The organism is Nostoc sp. ATCC 53789 (assembly GCF_009873495.1).
Lineage (GTDB): Bacteria > Cyanobacteriota > Cyanobacteriia > Cyanobacteriales > Nostocaceae > Nostoc > Nostoc muscorum_A.
This window is the reverse complement of sequence record NZ_CP046703.1, coordinates 882,135-898,645: the sequence shown is the minus strand read 5'-3', so window position 1 is coordinate 898,645 and position 16,511 is coordinate 882,135. Positions and strand designations below refer to the sequence as shown.

At 39.1% G+C, this 16,511-nt stretch carries 21 protein-coding genes and 1 pseudogene; 6 read left to right on the top strand and 16 right to left on the bottom strand.

Going from position 1 to position 16,511, the window contains the following annotated elements:
* Positions 1–217: 217 nt before the first annotated feature.
* The 3 genes from GJB62_RS03570 to GJB62_RS03560 form a co-directional block, all read right to left on the bottom strand.
* Positions 218–1,636 (bottom strand): hypothetical protein, encoded by a 1,419-nt coding sequence (locus tag GJB62_RS03570; protein WP_114083641.1) that lies wholly within the window; start codon positions 1,634–1,636, stop codon positions 218–220.
* A gap of 88 nt (positions 1,637–1,724) precedes the next feature.
* On the bottom strand, positions 1,725–2,072 hold the full coding sequence (locus GJB62_RS03565; RefSeq protein WP_114083642.1) for a hypothetical protein: 348 nt from the start codon (positions 2,070–2,072) through the stop codon (positions 1,725–1,727).
* A 189-nt stretch (positions 2,073–2,261) separates the two neighbouring features.
* Positions 2,262–3,746, bottom strand: a complete 1,485-nt coding sequence (locus GJB62_RS03560; protein WP_114083643.1) for a site-specific integrase — start codon at positions 3,744–3,746, stop codon at positions 2,262–2,264.
* Positions 3,747–3,862: 116 nt separating this feature from the next.
* Here GJB62_RS03560 and GJB62_RS03555 point away from each other — a divergent pair.
* The 3 genes and pseudogenes from GJB62_RS03555 to GJB62_RS03545 all read left to right on the top strand — a co-directional run.
* Positions 3,863–4,963, top strand: a pseudogene (locus GJB62_RS03555) (nickel-dependent hydrogenase large subunit); the annotation flags it as partial.
* A gap of 120 nt (positions 4,964–5,083) precedes the next feature.
* The gene (locus GJB62_RS03550; protein ID WP_114083644.1) at positions 5,084–5,323 is read left to right on the top strand and encodes an antitoxin family protein; all 240 of its coding nucleotides are present in this window, start codon (positions 5,084–5,086) and stop codon (positions 5,321–5,323) included.
* Positions 5,320–5,715, top strand: a complete 396-nt coding sequence (locus tag GJB62_RS03545) for a PIN domain-containing protein (RefSeq protein WP_114083645.1) — start codon at positions 5,320–5,322, stop codon at positions 5,713–5,715. The genes GJB62_RS03550 and GJB62_RS03545 overlap by 4 nt, the downstream gene beginning before the upstream one ends.
* A gap of 260 nt (positions 5,716–5,975) precedes the next feature.
* On the opposite strand, the gene GJB62_RS03540 is transcribed toward GJB62_RS03545, so the two are convergent.
* Entirely contained in the window at positions 5,976–6,644 is a 669-nt protein-coding gene (locus GJB62_RS03540) for a DUF1294 domain-containing protein (RefSeq protein ID WP_114083646.1), read from the bottom strand.
* Positions 6,645–6,906: 262 nt separating this feature from the next.
* Here GJB62_RS03540 and GJB62_RS03535 point away from each other — a divergent pair, with 262 nt between their 5' ends.
* Together GJB62_RS03535 and GJB62_RS03530 are read left to right on the top strand one after the other, a co-directional pair.
* Positions 6,907–7,329 (top strand): hypothetical protein, encoded by a 423-nt coding sequence (locus tag GJB62_RS03535; RefSeq protein WP_114083647.1) that lies wholly within the window; start codon positions 6,907–6,909, stop codon positions 7,327–7,329.
* Between the two features lie 145 nt (positions 7,330–7,474).
* Complete coding sequence (locus GJB62_RS03530; protein WP_114083648.1) at positions 7,475–7,948, top strand: hydrogenase maturation protease; 474 nt, start codon at positions 7,475–7,477, stop codon at positions 7,946–7,948.
* 19 nt (positions 7,949–7,967) lie between these two features.
* On the opposite strand, the gene GJB62_RS03525 is transcribed toward GJB62_RS03530, so the two are convergent.
* The 3 genes from GJB62_RS03525 to GJB62_RS03515 are packed head-to-tail and all read right to left on the bottom strand — an operon-like array spanning position 7,968 to position 10,098.
* Positions 7,968–8,342, bottom strand: coding sequence for a hypothetical protein (locus GJB62_RS03525; protein ID WP_114083649.1), 375 nt, complete (start codon positions 8,340–8,342; stop codon positions 7,968–7,970).
* 18 nt (positions 8,343–8,360) lie between these two features.
* Positions 8,361–9,647, bottom strand: coding sequence for a SagB/ThcOx family dehydrogenase (locus tag GJB62_RS03520; protein WP_114083650.1), 1,287 nt, complete (start codon positions 9,645–9,647; stop codon positions 8,361–8,363).
* Positions 9,622–10,098, bottom strand: coding sequence for an ankyrin repeat domain-containing protein (locus GJB62_RS03515; RefSeq protein WP_114083651.1), 477 nt, complete (start codon positions 10,096–10,098; stop codon positions 9,622–9,624). Before GJB62_RS03515 ends, GJB62_RS03520 begins: the two co-directional genes overlap by 26 nt.
* 628 nt (positions 10,099–10,726) lie before the next feature.
* On the opposite strand from GJB62_RS03515, the gene GJB62_RS03510 reads away from it, so the two are divergent.
* Positions 10,727–10,936, top strand: a complete 210-nt coding sequence (locus tag GJB62_RS03510; RefSeq protein ID WP_114083652.1) for a molybdopterin-binding protein — start codon at positions 10,727–10,729, stop codon at positions 10,934–10,936.
* Between the two features lie 203 nt (positions 10,937–11,139).
* On the opposite strand, the gene GJB62_RS03505 is transcribed toward GJB62_RS03510, so the two are convergent.
* The 9 genes from GJB62_RS03505 to nifN all read right to left on the bottom strand — a co-directional run bounded on the left by GJB62_RS03505 (position 11,140) and on the right by nifN (position 16,455).
* Positions 11,140–11,400, bottom strand: a complete 261-nt coding sequence (locus GJB62_RS03505) for a FeoA family protein (RefSeq protein ID WP_114083653.1) — start codon at positions 11,398–11,400, stop codon at positions 11,140–11,142.
* Between the two features lie 104 nt (positions 11,401–11,504).
* Positions 11,505–11,804: a 2Fe-2S iron-sulfur cluster-binding protein gene (locus tag GJB62_RS03500; RefSeq protein WP_069069799.1), complete on the bottom strand. Its 300-nt coding sequence runs from the start codon at positions 11,802–11,804 to the stop codon at positions 11,505–11,507.
* A gap of 267 nt (positions 11,805–12,071) precedes the next feature.
* Complete coding sequence (locus GJB62_RS03495; protein ID WP_012407189.1) at positions 12,072–12,443, bottom strand: iron-sulfur cluster assembly accessory protein; 372 nt, start codon at positions 12,441–12,443, stop codon at positions 12,072–12,074.
* 125 nt (positions 12,444–12,568) lie between these two features.
* Positions 12,569–13,378, bottom strand: coding sequence for a HesA/MoeB/ThiF family protein (locus tag GJB62_RS03490; RefSeq protein WP_114083654.1), 810 nt, complete (start codon positions 13,376–13,378; stop codon positions 12,569–12,571).
* A 10-nt stretch (positions 13,379–13,388) separates the two neighbouring features.
* Positions 13,389–13,706 (bottom strand): nitrogenase-stabilizing/protective protein NifW, encoded by a 318-nt coding sequence (nifW, locus tag GJB62_RS03485; protein WP_114083655.1) that lies wholly within the window; start codon positions 13,704–13,706, stop codon positions 13,389–13,391.
* Positions 13,703–13,903 (bottom strand): CCE_0567 family metalloprotein, encoded by a 201-nt coding sequence (locus tag GJB62_RS03480; RefSeq protein ID WP_114083656.1) that lies wholly within the window; start codon positions 13,901–13,903, stop codon positions 13,703–13,705. Before GJB62_RS03480 ends, nifW begins: the two co-directional genes overlap by 4 nt.
* A gap of 84 nt (positions 13,904–13,987) precedes the next feature.
* The gene (locus GJB62_RS03475; RefSeq protein ID WP_100900532.1) at positions 13,988–14,464 is read right to left on the bottom strand and encodes a NifX-associated nitrogen fixation protein; all 477 of its coding nucleotides are present in this window, start codon (positions 14,462–14,464) and stop codon (positions 13,988–13,990) included.
* Positions 14,461–14,874 (bottom strand): nitrogen fixation protein NifX, encoded by a 414-nt coding sequence (gene nifX / locus GJB62_RS03470; RefSeq protein WP_114083657.1) that lies wholly within the window; start codon positions 14,872–14,874, stop codon positions 14,461–14,463. The genes GJB62_RS03475 and nifX overlap by 4 nt, the downstream gene beginning before the upstream one ends.
* Positions 14,875–15,117: 243 nt before the next feature.
* Complete coding sequence (nifN, locus tag GJB62_RS03465) at positions 15,118–16,455, bottom strand: nitrogenase iron-molybdenum cofactor biosynthesis protein NifN (RefSeq protein WP_114083658.1); 1,338 nt, start codon at positions 16,453–16,455, stop codon at positions 15,118–15,120.
* Positions 16,456–16,511: the final 56 nt, after the last annotated feature.

Genomic DNA, 16,511 nt, shown 5'->3' with positions numbered 1-16,511 from the left:
TTCTTTGTATTGAAGTATAAAGCCCGGTTTTTCTCAATATAAATACGCAAATAGTAATATCTGAGTTTAAATAATTACAGGTTAGCTTATGTATAGAAGTATTGATTTATTTGGATATTGAGCGATCGCTTTTCTCAAAGATGTTTAACGACCTCATTCACCCGCTGATAGATCAGCAAAGCAACCAACTGGGATTGTTAGGCTGATAGGCTTTGCTCTAACGATTTCTTTTGCGCCTATAGTATGGAGCTACCCATTTTCCGCTTCGACTGTTAGGATAACCACTTACATATTCATACTCATTTTGATTAGTAATTCTTTGATATTCTGCTTCTGAAATTTTTTCTTGAGTTGCAGTTGTCCTGGTATTTGGTTGTGGTGTAGATTTTTGAGATATCACTGTGTTAGCGCTAGAAAGCTCTTCTAGCCTCTGATTTAGGCTAGATATTTCACCTTGCTGACGCTGATAATGTTGGTATAAAACTTGATTTTGTCTCTGTAGTTCTAGCTTTTGAGAATTGAGTTGAGATATTTCATTCTGCAAATTCTCAACTTCGGATTCTTTGTTTTGAGCATAAGTAGAGATATCTTCAATTCTTTTTTGCAATCTTGATTTTTTCTGATTTAACTGAGATATTTGGTTCTGTAATTGATCAATCTGATCTTGCTTCTTATGATTAAAATCAGCTGAATTTTGAATGTCTCTTTTCAAGTTGCGAATTGAATTTTGGAGATCATTTATCTGGATTTGTTTTTCTTGAACTGATTCCGTAATATTTTGAATATTGCTTCGCAAAGCGGCTATATCTGCATCACGATTTGATATATCTTTATGAAGATCAGAAATATTTTTTGTGAGGTTTGAAATCTCTTCTGTACGTCTATTTAATTCATTTTTATCTTCTTGCTTAACTCTAAGTAAATTGTTAAATTCTTGAGACAAGAGATTAATGCGGGAATGTAGCTCATTAACAAGCGATTGATAATTCCCGTTAGTCATAGGGTTATTAGAATTTAAAACTAATTTTGCTGATAAAACTCTTAATAATTCATCGATTCTATAAGCAAGACGAAGACGATAAGGACTGATTTGATTACTACTTTGTGCTATTTCCGAAGCTAATTTCGTAATTGCTTCAGAAAGGATAATTTGCGACGGTTGCCTACTTCTAATAAAAAGAATCAGATTAGTCACAACCTTCTGAATTTGCTCATAATCTTTCTCTGCTTGACTAGCCAGAAAATTACGAACAGAATCCTGTATTTCTACTAAAACACGATAACTTCGAGGTCTTCGAGGCTCAAGTTCTTGTAGGATTTCGCTTCTTTTATACTCCAATGCTTCAAGCGTCTTAGCGATTTTTTCATGATTTGCAGAAGGGTCTGTACCAAGGCGTTCTAATACACCTTTATACAACCATACTTGAGACTCAAGTTTATTCAGCTTTTGAACTTGCTGTGCATTGTCGGGCTGAGAAATTACATCTGTTCTCTGTAATTGCTGCTGTAAACTATTGATCTTCGCTGCAACAGTACCCGTGAAACACGAAAGAAATAGTTCTAATGATTGACCAAATGGGAATGAATAGTCAGCTAACCAGCCAAATAAAATCCAAAATAAAACTGAACATAGCAAAAATGCAGCTACCTTAATGTAATTAAAGAGCTTCTTCAGTAGATTCCTATTAGATTCTAAATCGGAACTTTTGAGATCAAAAAACTGGTTAACGAAAAAATTGCTGCCCTATGACTGTTCCTGGATTCTTATCAACATTGATGTTGACCCCTGATTCAGTACTTTGAGAAACATGGGAAGAATTTTGAATTTGTTGATAATGAGTTACTAACCTTTCGAGATCCTTTTGAAACTTACTGTCCCATTCGGCTTCACTGAGAATTGCGGCTTCTAAGAGTTTTGACTCAGACTTATCGATTTGGAGTTTGCCTTGAAATCTTTTTGCTAAGAAGCCTAAAACATCTGCCCCAGCTTTTTCCAAAGCACCGCCTGAAACTTTGTCGATCGCCCACAGCGAAATGTTTACCGCTTGTAAAGCTAGTACAGATAATTCCATCTTGATAGTGACCTCATTAATTCTGAATCTTTACCAATTTATAGCACATACACCTACAGATAACCTTAAAATGGCTTTTCTCCACACCCCGATAATCTACAAAAACACCCTTCACCATGTCAAAACTACTATGATTGATACCCACGTTCTTAACTGTGGTGGTAAAGCTGTTTGCAGTCCTCTGGATTTTTAGACATTTTCCGAGAATTTCCACTTTTCAACTTCCAACTTTAACCTTTCATTCTCCATCCGTAGCGCCAATATTTCATTCTTCTGCAACTCAATTAATGACTTTTGACTAATTACCTCACCAAAGGCTTTTTTACGGTTTTCAATACCAAACCATCTTTGATAGGTTTTTGTATGTTCATCAACAGTATGACCTAAATTGTCTGCTGCGGCTTTAATTGGTATTCCCTGAAGATGCGCTCGAATAGCGCAAGCATGACGCAAATCGTAGGGTTGAAACTCAATTCCCACTTTTCTAAACCATCTGGATATATCTCTCCGCATCCAATTAATATTTTGCACAGATGCAATTTTTGTCACCTTTTTTTCTAAAATATTTAATGGTTTGGGATTTTGTAAATCAAATAATTCTATCCATTCTGGTACAAAGGGGATAACTTCTCGATATCCAGTTTTTGTATTTTTATTGACTTTCCAAGTATGGTCTATATTTTGGGGACACATCCACCAATTAATATCTGGTTCGACAAATAATTCCCTTGGTCTTAACCCAAAGGTTGCCAACATTCCATATACCCAACGCCACATTTCCCAGGTGTCTATTTCATCAGTGATATTTGTATTTTTGCGATTGAGCGCGAATTTTTCAAATAGGTCAAAAGAAGATACTATTTTATCATTATCAGGTATTTCTCGATGAGCAGGAGTGACATGATCTCGTGTCACATCAAGTATAAATCCCAACTGAAAGGTTTTAATAAAAACAGAACTTACCGCAATTAATTCATTTTTTTTATTTCCCTGAAATGAATTAATAATTTCCTCAAAATGCTTTTTTGTTGACAAAGTTGTTAAAGGAAAGTTTCTTTTAAGGACGGATATATAGTTAGCAAAAGTATTTTGACTGGTTATAGTTTTCTGACGGGTTTGATAATATTTTTCATCAAATGTATCTAATAATTCCCCAATAGTTTTTATCTCTTGCTTCTCTCTAGATTTAATTCCTAAATACTTCTCATTCCACTCGAAAGTATGGCGAGCGATTAATTTACCCAACTCGTAACTTTCCTCGATCGCAGTTTTTAGCCCCTCTAAATTTGCTGGTATCCCTAGAGACAAATCATACTGCTTTTTTTCCTTACCTAAACTATGGTCGCCTGGTTTTAACGGTAGGGTAGCTCGTAACTGTAGAGAATTGCCAGTTTGTTTAATGCTAACTTTAACTCTATCCCTTTTTAAATTACTATTAGCTTCGACTAACTTCTGCTCAAAAACTGCTTGATACTGTAGTTCTGTTGCTTTAATTTTCGCCATTGTTCCTTTGTAGCTACCGTCTGTGGTGTTGTGCGGCTCAAAATCTGCAAAAATATCAGCGAACAAATCCCTTGAGTCTGCGTTTGCATTCTCATGTGTAGATGGGGGATATGTCTGCGATATGAAATTGTGGCGATCGCAATTACCCTGGTTTTGATTTTGCCCGCTCATTCCCTAAATATTCCCTTATTTATAAGCTGAAATGGTGAAAATAAAATGTTATTGCCGAGCAAAATTACTTTATGCAATAAGTTACTCAGGAACATTTTTAGCATATCACCAGTTGCCACAGCAGTTATATGGTGCCTGGTGGCGTGATGTGCGCCCCAACCCTTACAGACATTACCCGCGCTTGGGCGATTCTAGAATACTTCCGCACCAATTGGTTAGAACCAGTGTGGTTAGGTTGTTCATTAGAACGCTACGAACAAATCCAAACTTATGATGACTTTAGAGATTGGTTAGATGAAGACCGAAATCATCGAGATTCCGACTTAGGTTTTTATTGGCGCATGGGTTTAGACATCGGTTTAGATAGATATGGCGCTGGTGTTGGTAAATATGTCACTTGGGGATATTTAGCCCATGAAGATAAATACCAAAAGCCGACTATCGAAGGACGAAATGCGGCGATGATTATGAAAAGTGGAGTGTACGACAGCTTCGCAGACACTCACACCTTAATGGATCAGTCATTTATCCGCGAGAATACAACTCACTCCTGGTACGATGAAGGGACAGAAGATATTCACCCTAGCGATCGCACCACTAAACCCACTGCAATCAATACCAAAGACTTCGATAACGCCTACTCTTGGTCGAGTGCAGTCCTTCACAAAGACTTCGGACGCTTAGAAACTGGCCCCTTAGCGCGGCAATTAGTAGCTGGTGGTCAACATGGCGAATCTTGGCAACACTACGACCCCTTCATCCTCGATGTCTTCAAACGAATGGGTGGTGCTAGTATTCATGTGCGTCAGCTAGCACGAGTTCACGAACTTGTCAAGTTATATCGTCAAGCTGAACACTGTTTGCGCGAATTCAAGTTAAACGACCCTTGGTATATCAAACCTACAGAAAAAGATGGACGCGGTTGGGGTGCAACGGAAGCAGCACGCGGTTCCTTATCTCACTGGGTGGAAATAGAGGGCGGTAAGATTAAGAACTACCAAGTTATTGCCCCAGGTACTTGGAATATCGGCCCTCGTGATGGTGAAGGAATCCGCGGCCCCATTGAAGAAGCGTTAATTGGGACACCCATTTACGATTCTAGCGATCCAGTGGAAGTTGGTCATGTGGCGCGATCGTTTGATTCATGTTTGGTGTGTACAGTCCACGCCCATGATGCGAAAACTGGTGAAGAGTTAGCGCGTTTTCGTACCGCTTAAAATATGCTAATTTCTAATAGCTAATGGCTAATTATTTTTTAGTTAGTCATTAGCTGTGTTTTTTACTATGTTAGATATTATGCCATGATTAGAAATAGCTATGGCATGAGGGAAAAGTTTATGACTATAACTATAGAAGCTGTTTATGAACAGGGTGTACTGAGGTTATTACAGCCGATTCCATTAGCCGAAGGAACTCGTGTTGAAGTCACTGTGATTTCAACTGAGGCTAAACCTCAAAACAAAACTCCTAGAGAGATTTTGGCACAAATTGCAGCCATGCCCTTAGAAGTAAGCAATGATAAATTTTCTGGTCGAGATCATGACACTATTCTTTATCCTCCCCATAGTGCAACATGATCTTTGTAGATACCAGCACCTGGTTTGCTAGTATTGTTCCTTCCGATACTGAGCATCAGGCAGCGTCTTCATGGGTTAATCAAAATATTCAGCCATTGCTAACAACAGATTACGTTGTTGATGAAACCTTGACCCTTTTGAGAACCCGTGGAGAAACGTTGAGGGCAATCAGCTTAGGAGAGGCATTCTTTTCAGATAATTTGACGACCATTTATTACCTGACAGAAGAGGATATTCAACAAACTTGGCAGATTTTCCGTCAGTTCTTAGATAAAAACTGGAGTTTCACAGACTGCGCCAGTCGGGTTGTGATGAATAAACTCCATTTAACTCAGGCATTCACTTTTGATCATCACTTTCGTCAATTTGGGTTCGTGAATGTTGTACCTTGAGAGTTGCGCGATCGCGTAGCGTGCCGGAGGCAATCGCATTTGCTATTTCAGCGTTTGCATTTGCTATTTCGGCGTTCGCTGCTGCTTATTGCGTTCATCCACTTGACAAAATGTTGATTGCAGAGACTCAGATAGAAGAAATGACGCTTGCGATCGCCGATTCAATGTTTAATAAGTACGACATTTCCCTACTTTGGGCAGCAAAATCGCAAGACTTCACCATCTTAAAACTTACTAGATTGCTCATTGACTTGACTCAATTAACCTCTAGAAGCAATAGTAAAAAACAAATTTATCAACGCCTTACCAAAAAATAGCCAATCTAACCAAAATACGATGTGAAGAATTGCTATCACCCAAAATACAACTTGATAAGAAACTTTGCTGCTTTTGTGATGTAGCTTCTGTTGAGCAACAAATGCACCTAACCAACCACCCATAAATTCGCATAGATGTAAAGTATTTTCTTGCGTTCTCCATCGTCCTTGTTGTGCGCGAGACTTATCATCGGCATATAGCCTAAAGGTAATGAAACTCATGACAGGATAAAAAATTAGCGGAATTGGGTTGCCAGTTGTGAGTGCAAGATGGATTGAACCTAACCCCGGTAGTAAAGATAGAAGTAATGTCTTTAATGCTAATGATGTAGATTTGTCTACAGTTCTGGATGTAGACTTCTTTGGTGCAGCAGAAGGTGAGGACTTTGATGTAACTCCTTTGATTGAAGCATTAAAAGCGCGTAACTTGCCATCTTTACTAGCTGTCAGTTGATAACAAACAAAATCACCAACTTGGGGACGACGGTTAACGTCTTTCAATGCTGTAATGTGTAGAAAGACTTCTTGACTACCATCATCGGGTTGTATGAAACCAAACCCGCGATCGTCCTTCCATGTGATTAGTTGCCCTTTATGTAAAGCAGGTTTCATGAACAAATCATATATTTATATTTATCTTATAGTGTGCCCTTATTTACACAAATAAACAACATCAAAAATGCGTAGGCGTAGCCCGTCGGAGACATCGCTCCACCAACTCTTTTAACTTAGTAAAAATCTGGTGATAACTAATGGACTATTCCCAATGCCTGATATTCAAAACTCGTAGCGTACCACACTAAAACTTATAGAAACAGTGCGTTAGGCTTGCCTTAATGCATTTGCATAAAACAGCAATTTACACGGTAAGCTTGTGTCTGATTTAGCGCTACATAATTATCTCCCTCGCGTTCCCGATGCAGCATTGCAAGAATACATAGAATGGTGTGTTTTAGAGCAAGCTCAAGCCGCAGAATGTAACTTTACTCCTGATAGAAGTAAGTTAGATAATTTGCCACCAGAAGACTACGTTCCGAAACTTGTCGAGCAGTTCATGAAAGTTAAACCAGACCCAATTAAAGCAGGTTTGGTAGCTGCGATCGCTGGCAAGGAAGCTGATAAGCACGCTTTATCCGGTTTAGCGATCGCTGCTGATTTTGTATCTCTTTATGTCAAGTATTTAATTCCTAAAGAAGGAAGTACTAAAGAACAGGCTGAAGAGATATTAACTCAAGCATCACAACACCAGTATGAGAAACTGACTGAAGTTGCCAAGAAACATGGTGTAGATTTATAGTTTCCTGCTGATAAATTATTTTTCAGAGGCTTTGACTAATAATATAGACAAAGCCTCTGTTTCAGTCACTACTGTTTATCTGATCTACAGTCTACTCGATACCAGTACTCATACATTGATTCATACAAGTAATCGTCATTATTCGATGCTAACTATTATTGGTTGTGGAAATCTCAATCGCAGCGATGACGCAGTAGGCGTAATCATTGCCCAACGCTTACAAAAATATCTAGCTGAAAACCCTCATCCTCATGTGCGAGTTTATGACTGTGGCACCGCAGGGATGGAAGTAATGTTTCAAGCTAGAGGTAGTAAAGAATTAGTAATTATTGATGCAAGTTCAACTAGTTCTGAACCGGGTGCTGTGTTTAAAGTTCCAGGGAAAGAACTGGAAGCTTTGCCAGAACCTAGTTATAACTTGCACGATTTTCGCTGGGATAATGCTTTAGCCGCCGGACGGAAAATTTTTCAAAATGACTTTCCCGAAGATGTAACAGTTTATTTAATTGAGGCGGCAAATCTTGGTTTGGGACTAGAGTTAAGTCCTGTTGTCAAACATTCTGCTGATTTAGTTTTTGAAGAGGTAGCTGCACTTATCAAACAGAATATCAACTTTTAATTAACAATCCAAAATTGAATCAAGCCCAATCCCGATAAACAGAAAGTTCATCTACCCTCATTTCAAAAGGTATGCCTTGACTTTCTGGCGGACAAACACGGATTTTAGCACTGTTAACAATTCCATATAGCAATGTCCCCATTGGCACAATTTTTTGTAAAACACGCCAATTAATAACTTGATCGGGACATTCAATTACCAATGTCAGAGCATTGGCGTGGGTTGTGACATACCACCGACAATCAGATAGCAGATTTTGAATGGTGCGATCGCAAGCGTCATAAAAGTATCTACTAATAGAATCCTCTAATTGCTGTCGCAGTATAATATCTGCCGATGTTGGTTGCATAGGATGTGAGTCATCACTATTAAAGTAATACATATTTCTAGCCATCTCTCTTTAGCTTCCTACTTATCTTCCAATCACCATTCCATAAAGTACATCTTTATTTGTTTCTAATAATTCCTGGGTTTCATCATCATAATAAGCACCTATTCCACTACACTGAATCCCCAAATAATTACTAGTTAAATAAAGTCTCTGTCCCAAAAAACCAGCTGTTTGCATAGCAGTTTGGTAGTTTAAATAATCTGACACAAAAAATAAAGTTACAGCGCTATCTTTAGCAATAGCCTGATTAATACATAAGTAACCTGTCTTTTCACTAAAATTACCTGTCTTAACCAGATACGTACCTTTATATAACCCAGGTGTCATTCCCTCTACTCGATGCACGACTGAGTAAATTTCTATTTCCTCATAGTTTTCTGTCGGTATTGACTGTTGAAGTTGTTGCACTACATATAAATAATCTTCTTGAGAAATAAACTCTTTCCGGAAACGTCTAATAGAACGTCTATCCCAAACAACTTGAGAAAATTTCTCTTTGTCGAAGTCAAATTGAGGATATTCTAATTGCTGCTGGCGGCTATTTTGTAGAGTAGTTGCTTGATAGCCATCTTCAATAAATTGATTGGATTCAAAATAATCAGTACCAGAAACAAAAGGAACTTTCAGCCTTAATCGTCTGATTTTTTTATCTTGTACTTCTCCTGACATCGCACAAGCAGTAATAAACTCTTTATTCTCAAATCCCAAATCTGAATTGAGAGCAAGTTTATCAAAGTCGAAAATTAGTTGTATATCTCGGTTGTGGAGAAAAGCTGAAGCTGCGATCGCACCTAAATGGTGTCCGCTATCTAAAAAGCAATATCTTATGCTTCTATTTTGATATTTCCAGCTAGACCTATAATAAACACAACTAATTAAAAAGATGAATCCGTTGATACATTTACCCGGTATAATATAATTCTCTAACCCATCATCGATTAATTCATAGATGAGAGTTAGACAATTATTCTCAACTTCTAGATGGTATATACCATCTATCATTCCCTCAATCCCACGAACCTGTACGTAAACTTCTGTAGGATACAGAGCGCCTGCGGATGGATTCACTCGCAGTTTATAAGGGCCATCTTTATATACTTTTTCTAGTGTTATCGCACTGGTTAACGAGATAAAAGAGTGAACAGGATTATTGAGATTTAATTTTACTCTCCGATAAAACTTTGGATAAACTTTAAATGAAGATGGCTGTGTTGAAGCATCTACATAATTTGGATCGATTTGTACCGATAAGTAAGAATGCTTGGTAGCTTCATGATAAGCTTTACCCGATATCTGACTTGATGGCATTTTTAAGTATCCTTAAAACTTCTACATTGCTGGCAAAATCAATTGCTTTATAGTCGTCTAAGTTTTTCAAATATAAGTTAGGATGATGTTGTAAAAGTAACTTGACGACTTCTATTTTTCCGGCTGATGCTGCATACATTAAAACGGTTGCACCGTTATCATTTTGGTTATCAATATTAATGTTGACAGCCAACAATAAATTAATTAACTCGTAGTGATTACCAAAACAAGCAAACCATAAAGCATTGTTGCGATCGCTATTTCGAGCGTTGATATCCGCACCTGCATCAATTAGTTCTTTGACGACTGCATACACTCCCTCTCTTGTGGCTTTCATCAAAGCTGTATCGCCATTTTCCCCTAGCTGATTTAAATCCCCAGGGTTATAGCCTTTTGCTATTAGCCATTGAGTTGTTGCTTCACTCAAATCTTGTCTGTTTAATTGACTCATAATTATTCTTTCAACGTCACATAATTAAGTATTTTTCAAGCATAAAATTGCTTGGAAAACTTAATGGTGGGCATTACCCACCATTATTTTAAAATCTTATACGAGTAGCTAAAGTCCAGTTGTTTGCCAAAGCAACTTTGCTAGGTATTCAAAAGTTTCGTAAAACAAAAAAATCTTTCCCCACTACCTACTCTCTGCCCTCACCCAGCAATTTGATTTTGGTTTGCTTTAGTACTAAGTTAACTAGCAACAATTTAGCTTAGTTATATATTATCACTCTGATAAGTTTGAATTATGAATCATTTATAAAGATCCCTAAATATATCTATAAAAAATATTTAAAAACAATTAAAATGCAGTATTTTTTACAATCTGATTTCATTATCTAGACTAATAACAAATAGATTTTTGCGTAAGTTCCCCTAGTTTTAACAATGGTCTCAAGCACATTGTTTTGCTCAAATTTGATGCCACATTTACATTGAATATTGTGTTTAATAAACCTGAATTATGATGTTGAGATTTACTTTCTACATCTGAGACTTATTAAGAAATTTAAAACATTTTCTTTTTTTAAGCCAAATTTGCTAGCTTGTTTAAGTATAAATAAGTAAAAAACAGACGAAACATGGAAATTAGCGCTCGTAATTCTCTCAAAGGTATTGTAAAAAAAGTTGTGCCTGGTACAGTTAACACTGAGGTAATTTTAGAAATTGCACCAGGAGTAGAGTTAGTGTCAATAATCACAAAATCATCAGCAGAAAAGCTGGGACTTACAGAAGGCAAGGAGGCTTATGCCGTGATTAAATCATCAGATGTGATAGTTGCTGTTGAGTAAAAATAGGCAAGTTGCCTTTTATTGCAAGCGGCTCTATCACTAATATCGAATTGCATTTATATCTCTCAATTTAATGACCTCACTCCTTGAATTAATTAATACAGGAGTGAGGTCAATTTAATTCGTAATTCGTAATTGCTATGTATGGTCTTAATTACGAAGTCAAAAATTTTGGTTCAAGAAAACATTATTTATTATATATGTTAATTAATTAAATTATCAATAATGCGGACATAAATAGCTTGGATGCTTTCTGTATCTAGTGCTAAAGAGGTATTTTCTATATTAATAAGGAATGATGGAAAGTTTTGTTCTAAAGTAATAGTGGCTCCTGGTGTTACCCCTATTGATATCAGTTCGTTTAAGATGCTTTCATCCTGACTTTTACAGAAGGTGACGATTCCTCGCTCTCCTGTTCTCAATAATTCTAATGAACAGCCAGTAACACTAAAAGGGGTAAACATTTGAATTATAAATTAATAATTTTGAAGGGAAGAAGGAAGTATATTTTCATCCTTCATCCTTCATGCTTTATTTGGTTGCCAAGGACAGCAACCAAAGTAATACTTTATACGAGATACGCTTCTTGATGTGTTTTGATTGTGCAATTAGAACGAGGATAAGTTACACAAAGTAGAGCGTATCCTTTAGAAACCTGATCATCATCTAAAAAGTTTTGATCGTCTTGATTAACTTCACCTTCGACAACTTTACCAACACAGCTAGAGCAGGAACCTGCATGACATGAAAAGGGCAACTCAATACCATTCTCTTCTGCTGCTTCCAAGATTGTCGTCTCTTCGTCAACTTCAATTGTGGTGTCGATGTCTTCTTTTTTGTTGATTAATCTAACTTGGTAGGAAGCCATTTTCCGATTCTCCTCAAACGTTATACAGTTGGTTTAATTTCCGAAGTTTTTGAGCAACCTATCCTACTTTTTGCTCCCTTCTTTCTTACGGAGATGCAAAGTTTAGTTGGCTTCTCTATAGAGGTAAGGGATGCAATGCGAACGAGAAGCTACCTTAAGGCAAGGCGATAAGCCTGCGGCATGGCTTCTGTACGAGACGCTCCGCGAACGCTTACCGCATCTATGATGAAAGCCTCTACAATCAAACTTGGCGCTAACGGAATGATGTTAGCTGCAAGGTACACCAGTAGGCGTACCATCGTCTGTTTTGAAGGACTTTCCACAACCGCAGGTATCAGTTGCATTGGGGTTGATGAATTTAAAACCGCTTTCCATCACTCCCTCAACGAAGTCAACGATAACTCCGTCTAATAACGGCGCACTTTTGGCATCAACGTAAACTACCACTTTGCCTTGGTGACTTACCAAATCATCTGGTTGAGGTTTGCTGGTGATATCGATCGCATATTCATAGCCACTGCAACCACCATCTTTTACCGAGATGCGGACACCTTTAGTTGCGCCATCAGCGTCGGGTGCTGAACCTTTGAGGAATGCTCGCAGATGGAATTCTGCTTTTTCTGATAAGATAACGGCCATTAAGTCTCCTGATTTGTAGCGATTAGTTGTTCTGATTTCAGGTGTAGGTTGTCATTTGTCAGTTGTCCTTTGTCCTTTGTCCTTTGTTATTCACTAATGACCAATGACTAATGACTAATGACAAATTAAGTATTTTGTGCAATACCTGTGGCTGTGGGTTCCATCGAATTGGATTGCGCGTGTCTCCAAGGCGCACTATTGCCGCATACTGGACAAGAGCGATCGCGGTGAGAACGGCGTTTAGCAAATTCCATCCGATTTAGGTCGATTGTCAGCAATTGCGATAATAGAGGCTGACTAAACCCGGTGATCAACTTGATAGCTTCCAAAGCGGTTAAACAAGCTAGTGTTCCAGAAACAGCGCCTAGAACTGAAAAGCCGCGCTGATCCCACTCAGGCTTTTCTGGAAACAGACAAGACAAACAAGGAGTCACACCAGGAATAATCGTTGTCAGGTAAGCCTCCATCCCATTCATTGCAGCTTCCACCATTGGCTTACGCGATCGCACACAGGCTTCATTTAACAAATTGCGCTCTGTAAAATTGTGGGCGCAATCAAGAGCCATATCAGCCGACTGCACTAACGAATCTACATTTTCCGGGGTGATGTAATCATGAACAATTTCCACTTGGACATCAGGATTAATCGCATCCAGAGTTTCTTTAGCTTTGAATACCCTTGGCTTACCTACCCAATCATCAGTCATAAGAACCTGACGATTCATATCATCTAGCCGCAAGTCACCACCCCGGACTAGGATTAGCCGCCCAACGCCCGCTACTGCTAAGTAAAGCGCCGCCGTACCGCCTAATCCCCCCACACCTGTAACCAAAACTGTCGCTGACTTCAGGCGTTTCTGTGCTGTTTCGCCAAAATTCGGAAGCATCATTTGGCGACGATAGCGTTCTAATTCGGTAGGCGTTAGGTTAACCAATTTATACCTCCTAATCAGAAGTGATTTCTGTCAGTGTGACTACATTTTTCGGCTTGTCGTTAAACACTTTGAACAGCTTTTGTTCATAAGCTGTCGATTCGATAAATAGCTGATAAGCTTTTTGCAAAGCCAAAGAATATTGATTTAATTTCTCTTCTTGACTCAAGTCAGGAGAATTATCATCAATTTCCTGCATGTGTTGAGAAAACTTTTTCAGAATATGTAGACGATGTACATTCACAACTTCTAAGTCGTAGGACATATTAAAGAATTGAAAAAATTCTTCTGCATCTACGAGCTTCTTGAATTCATCAATAGTTCCAGTCATTTAGCATTCTCCAATTGTTTCAGATGTTGCTTAAGTTCATCTAACTGGCGATAGATTTCATAAGTTGCGGCGGCAACATCCATAAGTTGTTTGTAATCTGTTGGCAGACCTTCAGCTAAATCATGCAGATCCATCTTCATTTGACCTGCTTTGCTGTTCAGCCGTCTGATTTTTGCTTGTATTTCCTCAATTGTCATTTGTCATTTGTCCTTTGTCCCTCGTCTGTTGTCATTAGTCATGTGTCTTTTACTAATGACCAATGACCAATGACCAATGACTAATTAAATTTTGCCAACTTCAGGAAAGCGTTTCGCCAAATCAAGACCTTTTTTGACGTAGTTTTCTCCCTCTTCTGCCAATTTCTCTAACGAGTCAAAGCCAAAGCGATGAGCATCTCGCAGGGTTTTCACAGTTAGCAAAAGACGACCGGAAAAAACTAGCGCCCAGCCAAATCCTTCATGGCTCAAATCAACTACAACCTGGGATATCAAACCTGTTTCTTGTTCAATTCCAGCCGCTACAGCTCGAAAAAATGCCATAATCCGGGCTTGAGTTACCGCATCAACTTCGCCCTCAACGGAGATTTCCCGTTTCTTTTGTTTGGTGACAATAAAGGGTTTGAGAATCAACTCATCCGACCAAGTACGATAAACTCCATAGCTGTCTTGACCACGGATTTGTTTGATTAATACCTTAAGAAAAGGTGAGTTCAAGACTTCAGTTGTAGCGGTTCCGTTCACACTATTATTTGCGGTCATACTGTTGCTTCGTCTTCAATTTCATCAGCAAAGTTTGTGGTTTTTGGCTGTAAAGCTTTACGCAACCAAGGTGGAGGATTACCTTTGAGGGTTTTGACTAGCTTATTTAGCACTTCACTAATTTCTTCTTCTTCCGATCGCGCCTTCACTGGGGTGACACCTTTCTTGATTAACCGAGCGGCGGCACTACCACCAATTGCTGTTACATAAACAATCGTACAGTCGCCTATTGCCTGAAGTTTTGGGTTGATTTTGTCTTCATTCCCATCTTCTTTGAGTTCGCCTTCAAAATTGAGGGTTTCTACGAAGTGATATCCCTCATCGGTAATTTCGTAAACATCAATCATTTTTGCCCATCCGAAGTGGGCGTTAATATGAACTCGGTCGCTCGTTGTGAAGGCTATTTTCATTGTAATTCTCCTCTCTAAAGTTTTGAATTTTGAATTGGAAAGAAGGAATTCAGGAGTCAGAGTTCAGGAGTAATTAGAGTTGGAGTGGCAGAATTAAATCTGCATATTCTGTTTGGTGATGCGCCAAATTATATGAGAAACGAACCGCAAAGGGCGCAAAGGACACAAAGAAGAAAGAAGGAAGAGGAGATGAAAAGAAAGAAAGTATTCTGGATTCTGACTCCTGAATTCTTGGAGAAGAATTCAAAACTCAGCGCTCACAATTCCAAACTCTTGGAACTGCTTAACTCTCGCTTCTTCTGCCTCTAAAAACAGGTTGCCGATGCCAAATAAAAGCTCCATCGTGCCTCGATAGCCAACTTTAGTAAATTGACCATTACCTAAACGGTCATAAATGGGCAATCCTAGACGATAAAGAGGAATTGAGAGCCGTTTTGCGATCGCACCAACATTCGAGTTACCAATTAGCAAATCAGAACCGCCCGCTAGACTCTCAAAGTCTTCTAAGTCGCCGATGGTGATACTTTTAACTGGGAGTTTTTCTAAGAGGTGCGATCGCGTGGTTGTCACCACTGCATGAATTTGCGCTCCCATCGATTGCAGGAAATGCACGGTTGACCACAACAAGTCTGGTTCTAGTGCTAAGGAAACTCGTTTTGCACCGAAGTAAAAGTGGGTGTCCAGCATCGCATCTTGCAACTGACGACGTTGGCGGCGGTATTTTTCGGGTACGCTATTACCGCTCAGAATCGCCAATGCTTGGATAAATTCATCTATCGGTTCTAATCCCGTCAGTTCGCCAAACACCTCATAAGGCGTGCCAAAGCGTTCTTCGAGAATCTTTGCAGCCCCCCGCATACTTTCACCCAATGCCAGGGTAAAGGCAGAACTACCAACTTCTCGTAGCTGTTTTAAGGTAGTTCCACTGACTGTAACCGCACTATAATTATCCTCTAAATGTCCATCTAGAGAAGCGCCAAGGTCAGGTACAAAGATCGGCACTAGTCCAAAGGACGTAACTATCTCTTTGATTTCCTGTACATCCCCAGGTGTGAAAGCAGAACCCGCCAAAATTGTGACTTGTTCAGTTCTGAGTCCACCCGCGCGAGGAATTTCCTTAACTATGCTTTCGACAGCAACGGCAAAACCATCTTGCAACGCACCTTTAAAATCTGGGGTAGGTGCAAAAACGATCGCTAAATCATTCAATTCGGGATGGCGATCGCGGATTTCCTTAAGAAAACCTTCGATGTCATCGCCTCTAGTTTCCGTCAACCCAGTGGTACATAAACCAATAATTTCCGGGTTAGCCTTTTCCACCAGAGTCAGAATTGCTTGCTCCACATTCTCTTCACCACCCAAAATGGTAGTGACTTCCGTCATCGCGGTGGTAGCTAGGGGAATCGCTTCCCGGAAATGCCGCACCAGGACAACTTTAGCGAAAGCAGTACAACCTTGAGAACCGTGGAATAAAGGCATTGTCCCTTTCAATCCCAAAAAGGCTAAGGTTGCGCCCAAAGCTTGACTTTGCTTGAGGGGATTAACTGTCAGTGCTTTGTTAGAAGCGGTAACGATCGCCATTTAAACTACCTCCTCATTTGCAAGCTCTTTACTCTGCGTTCTCTGCGCCTCTGCGG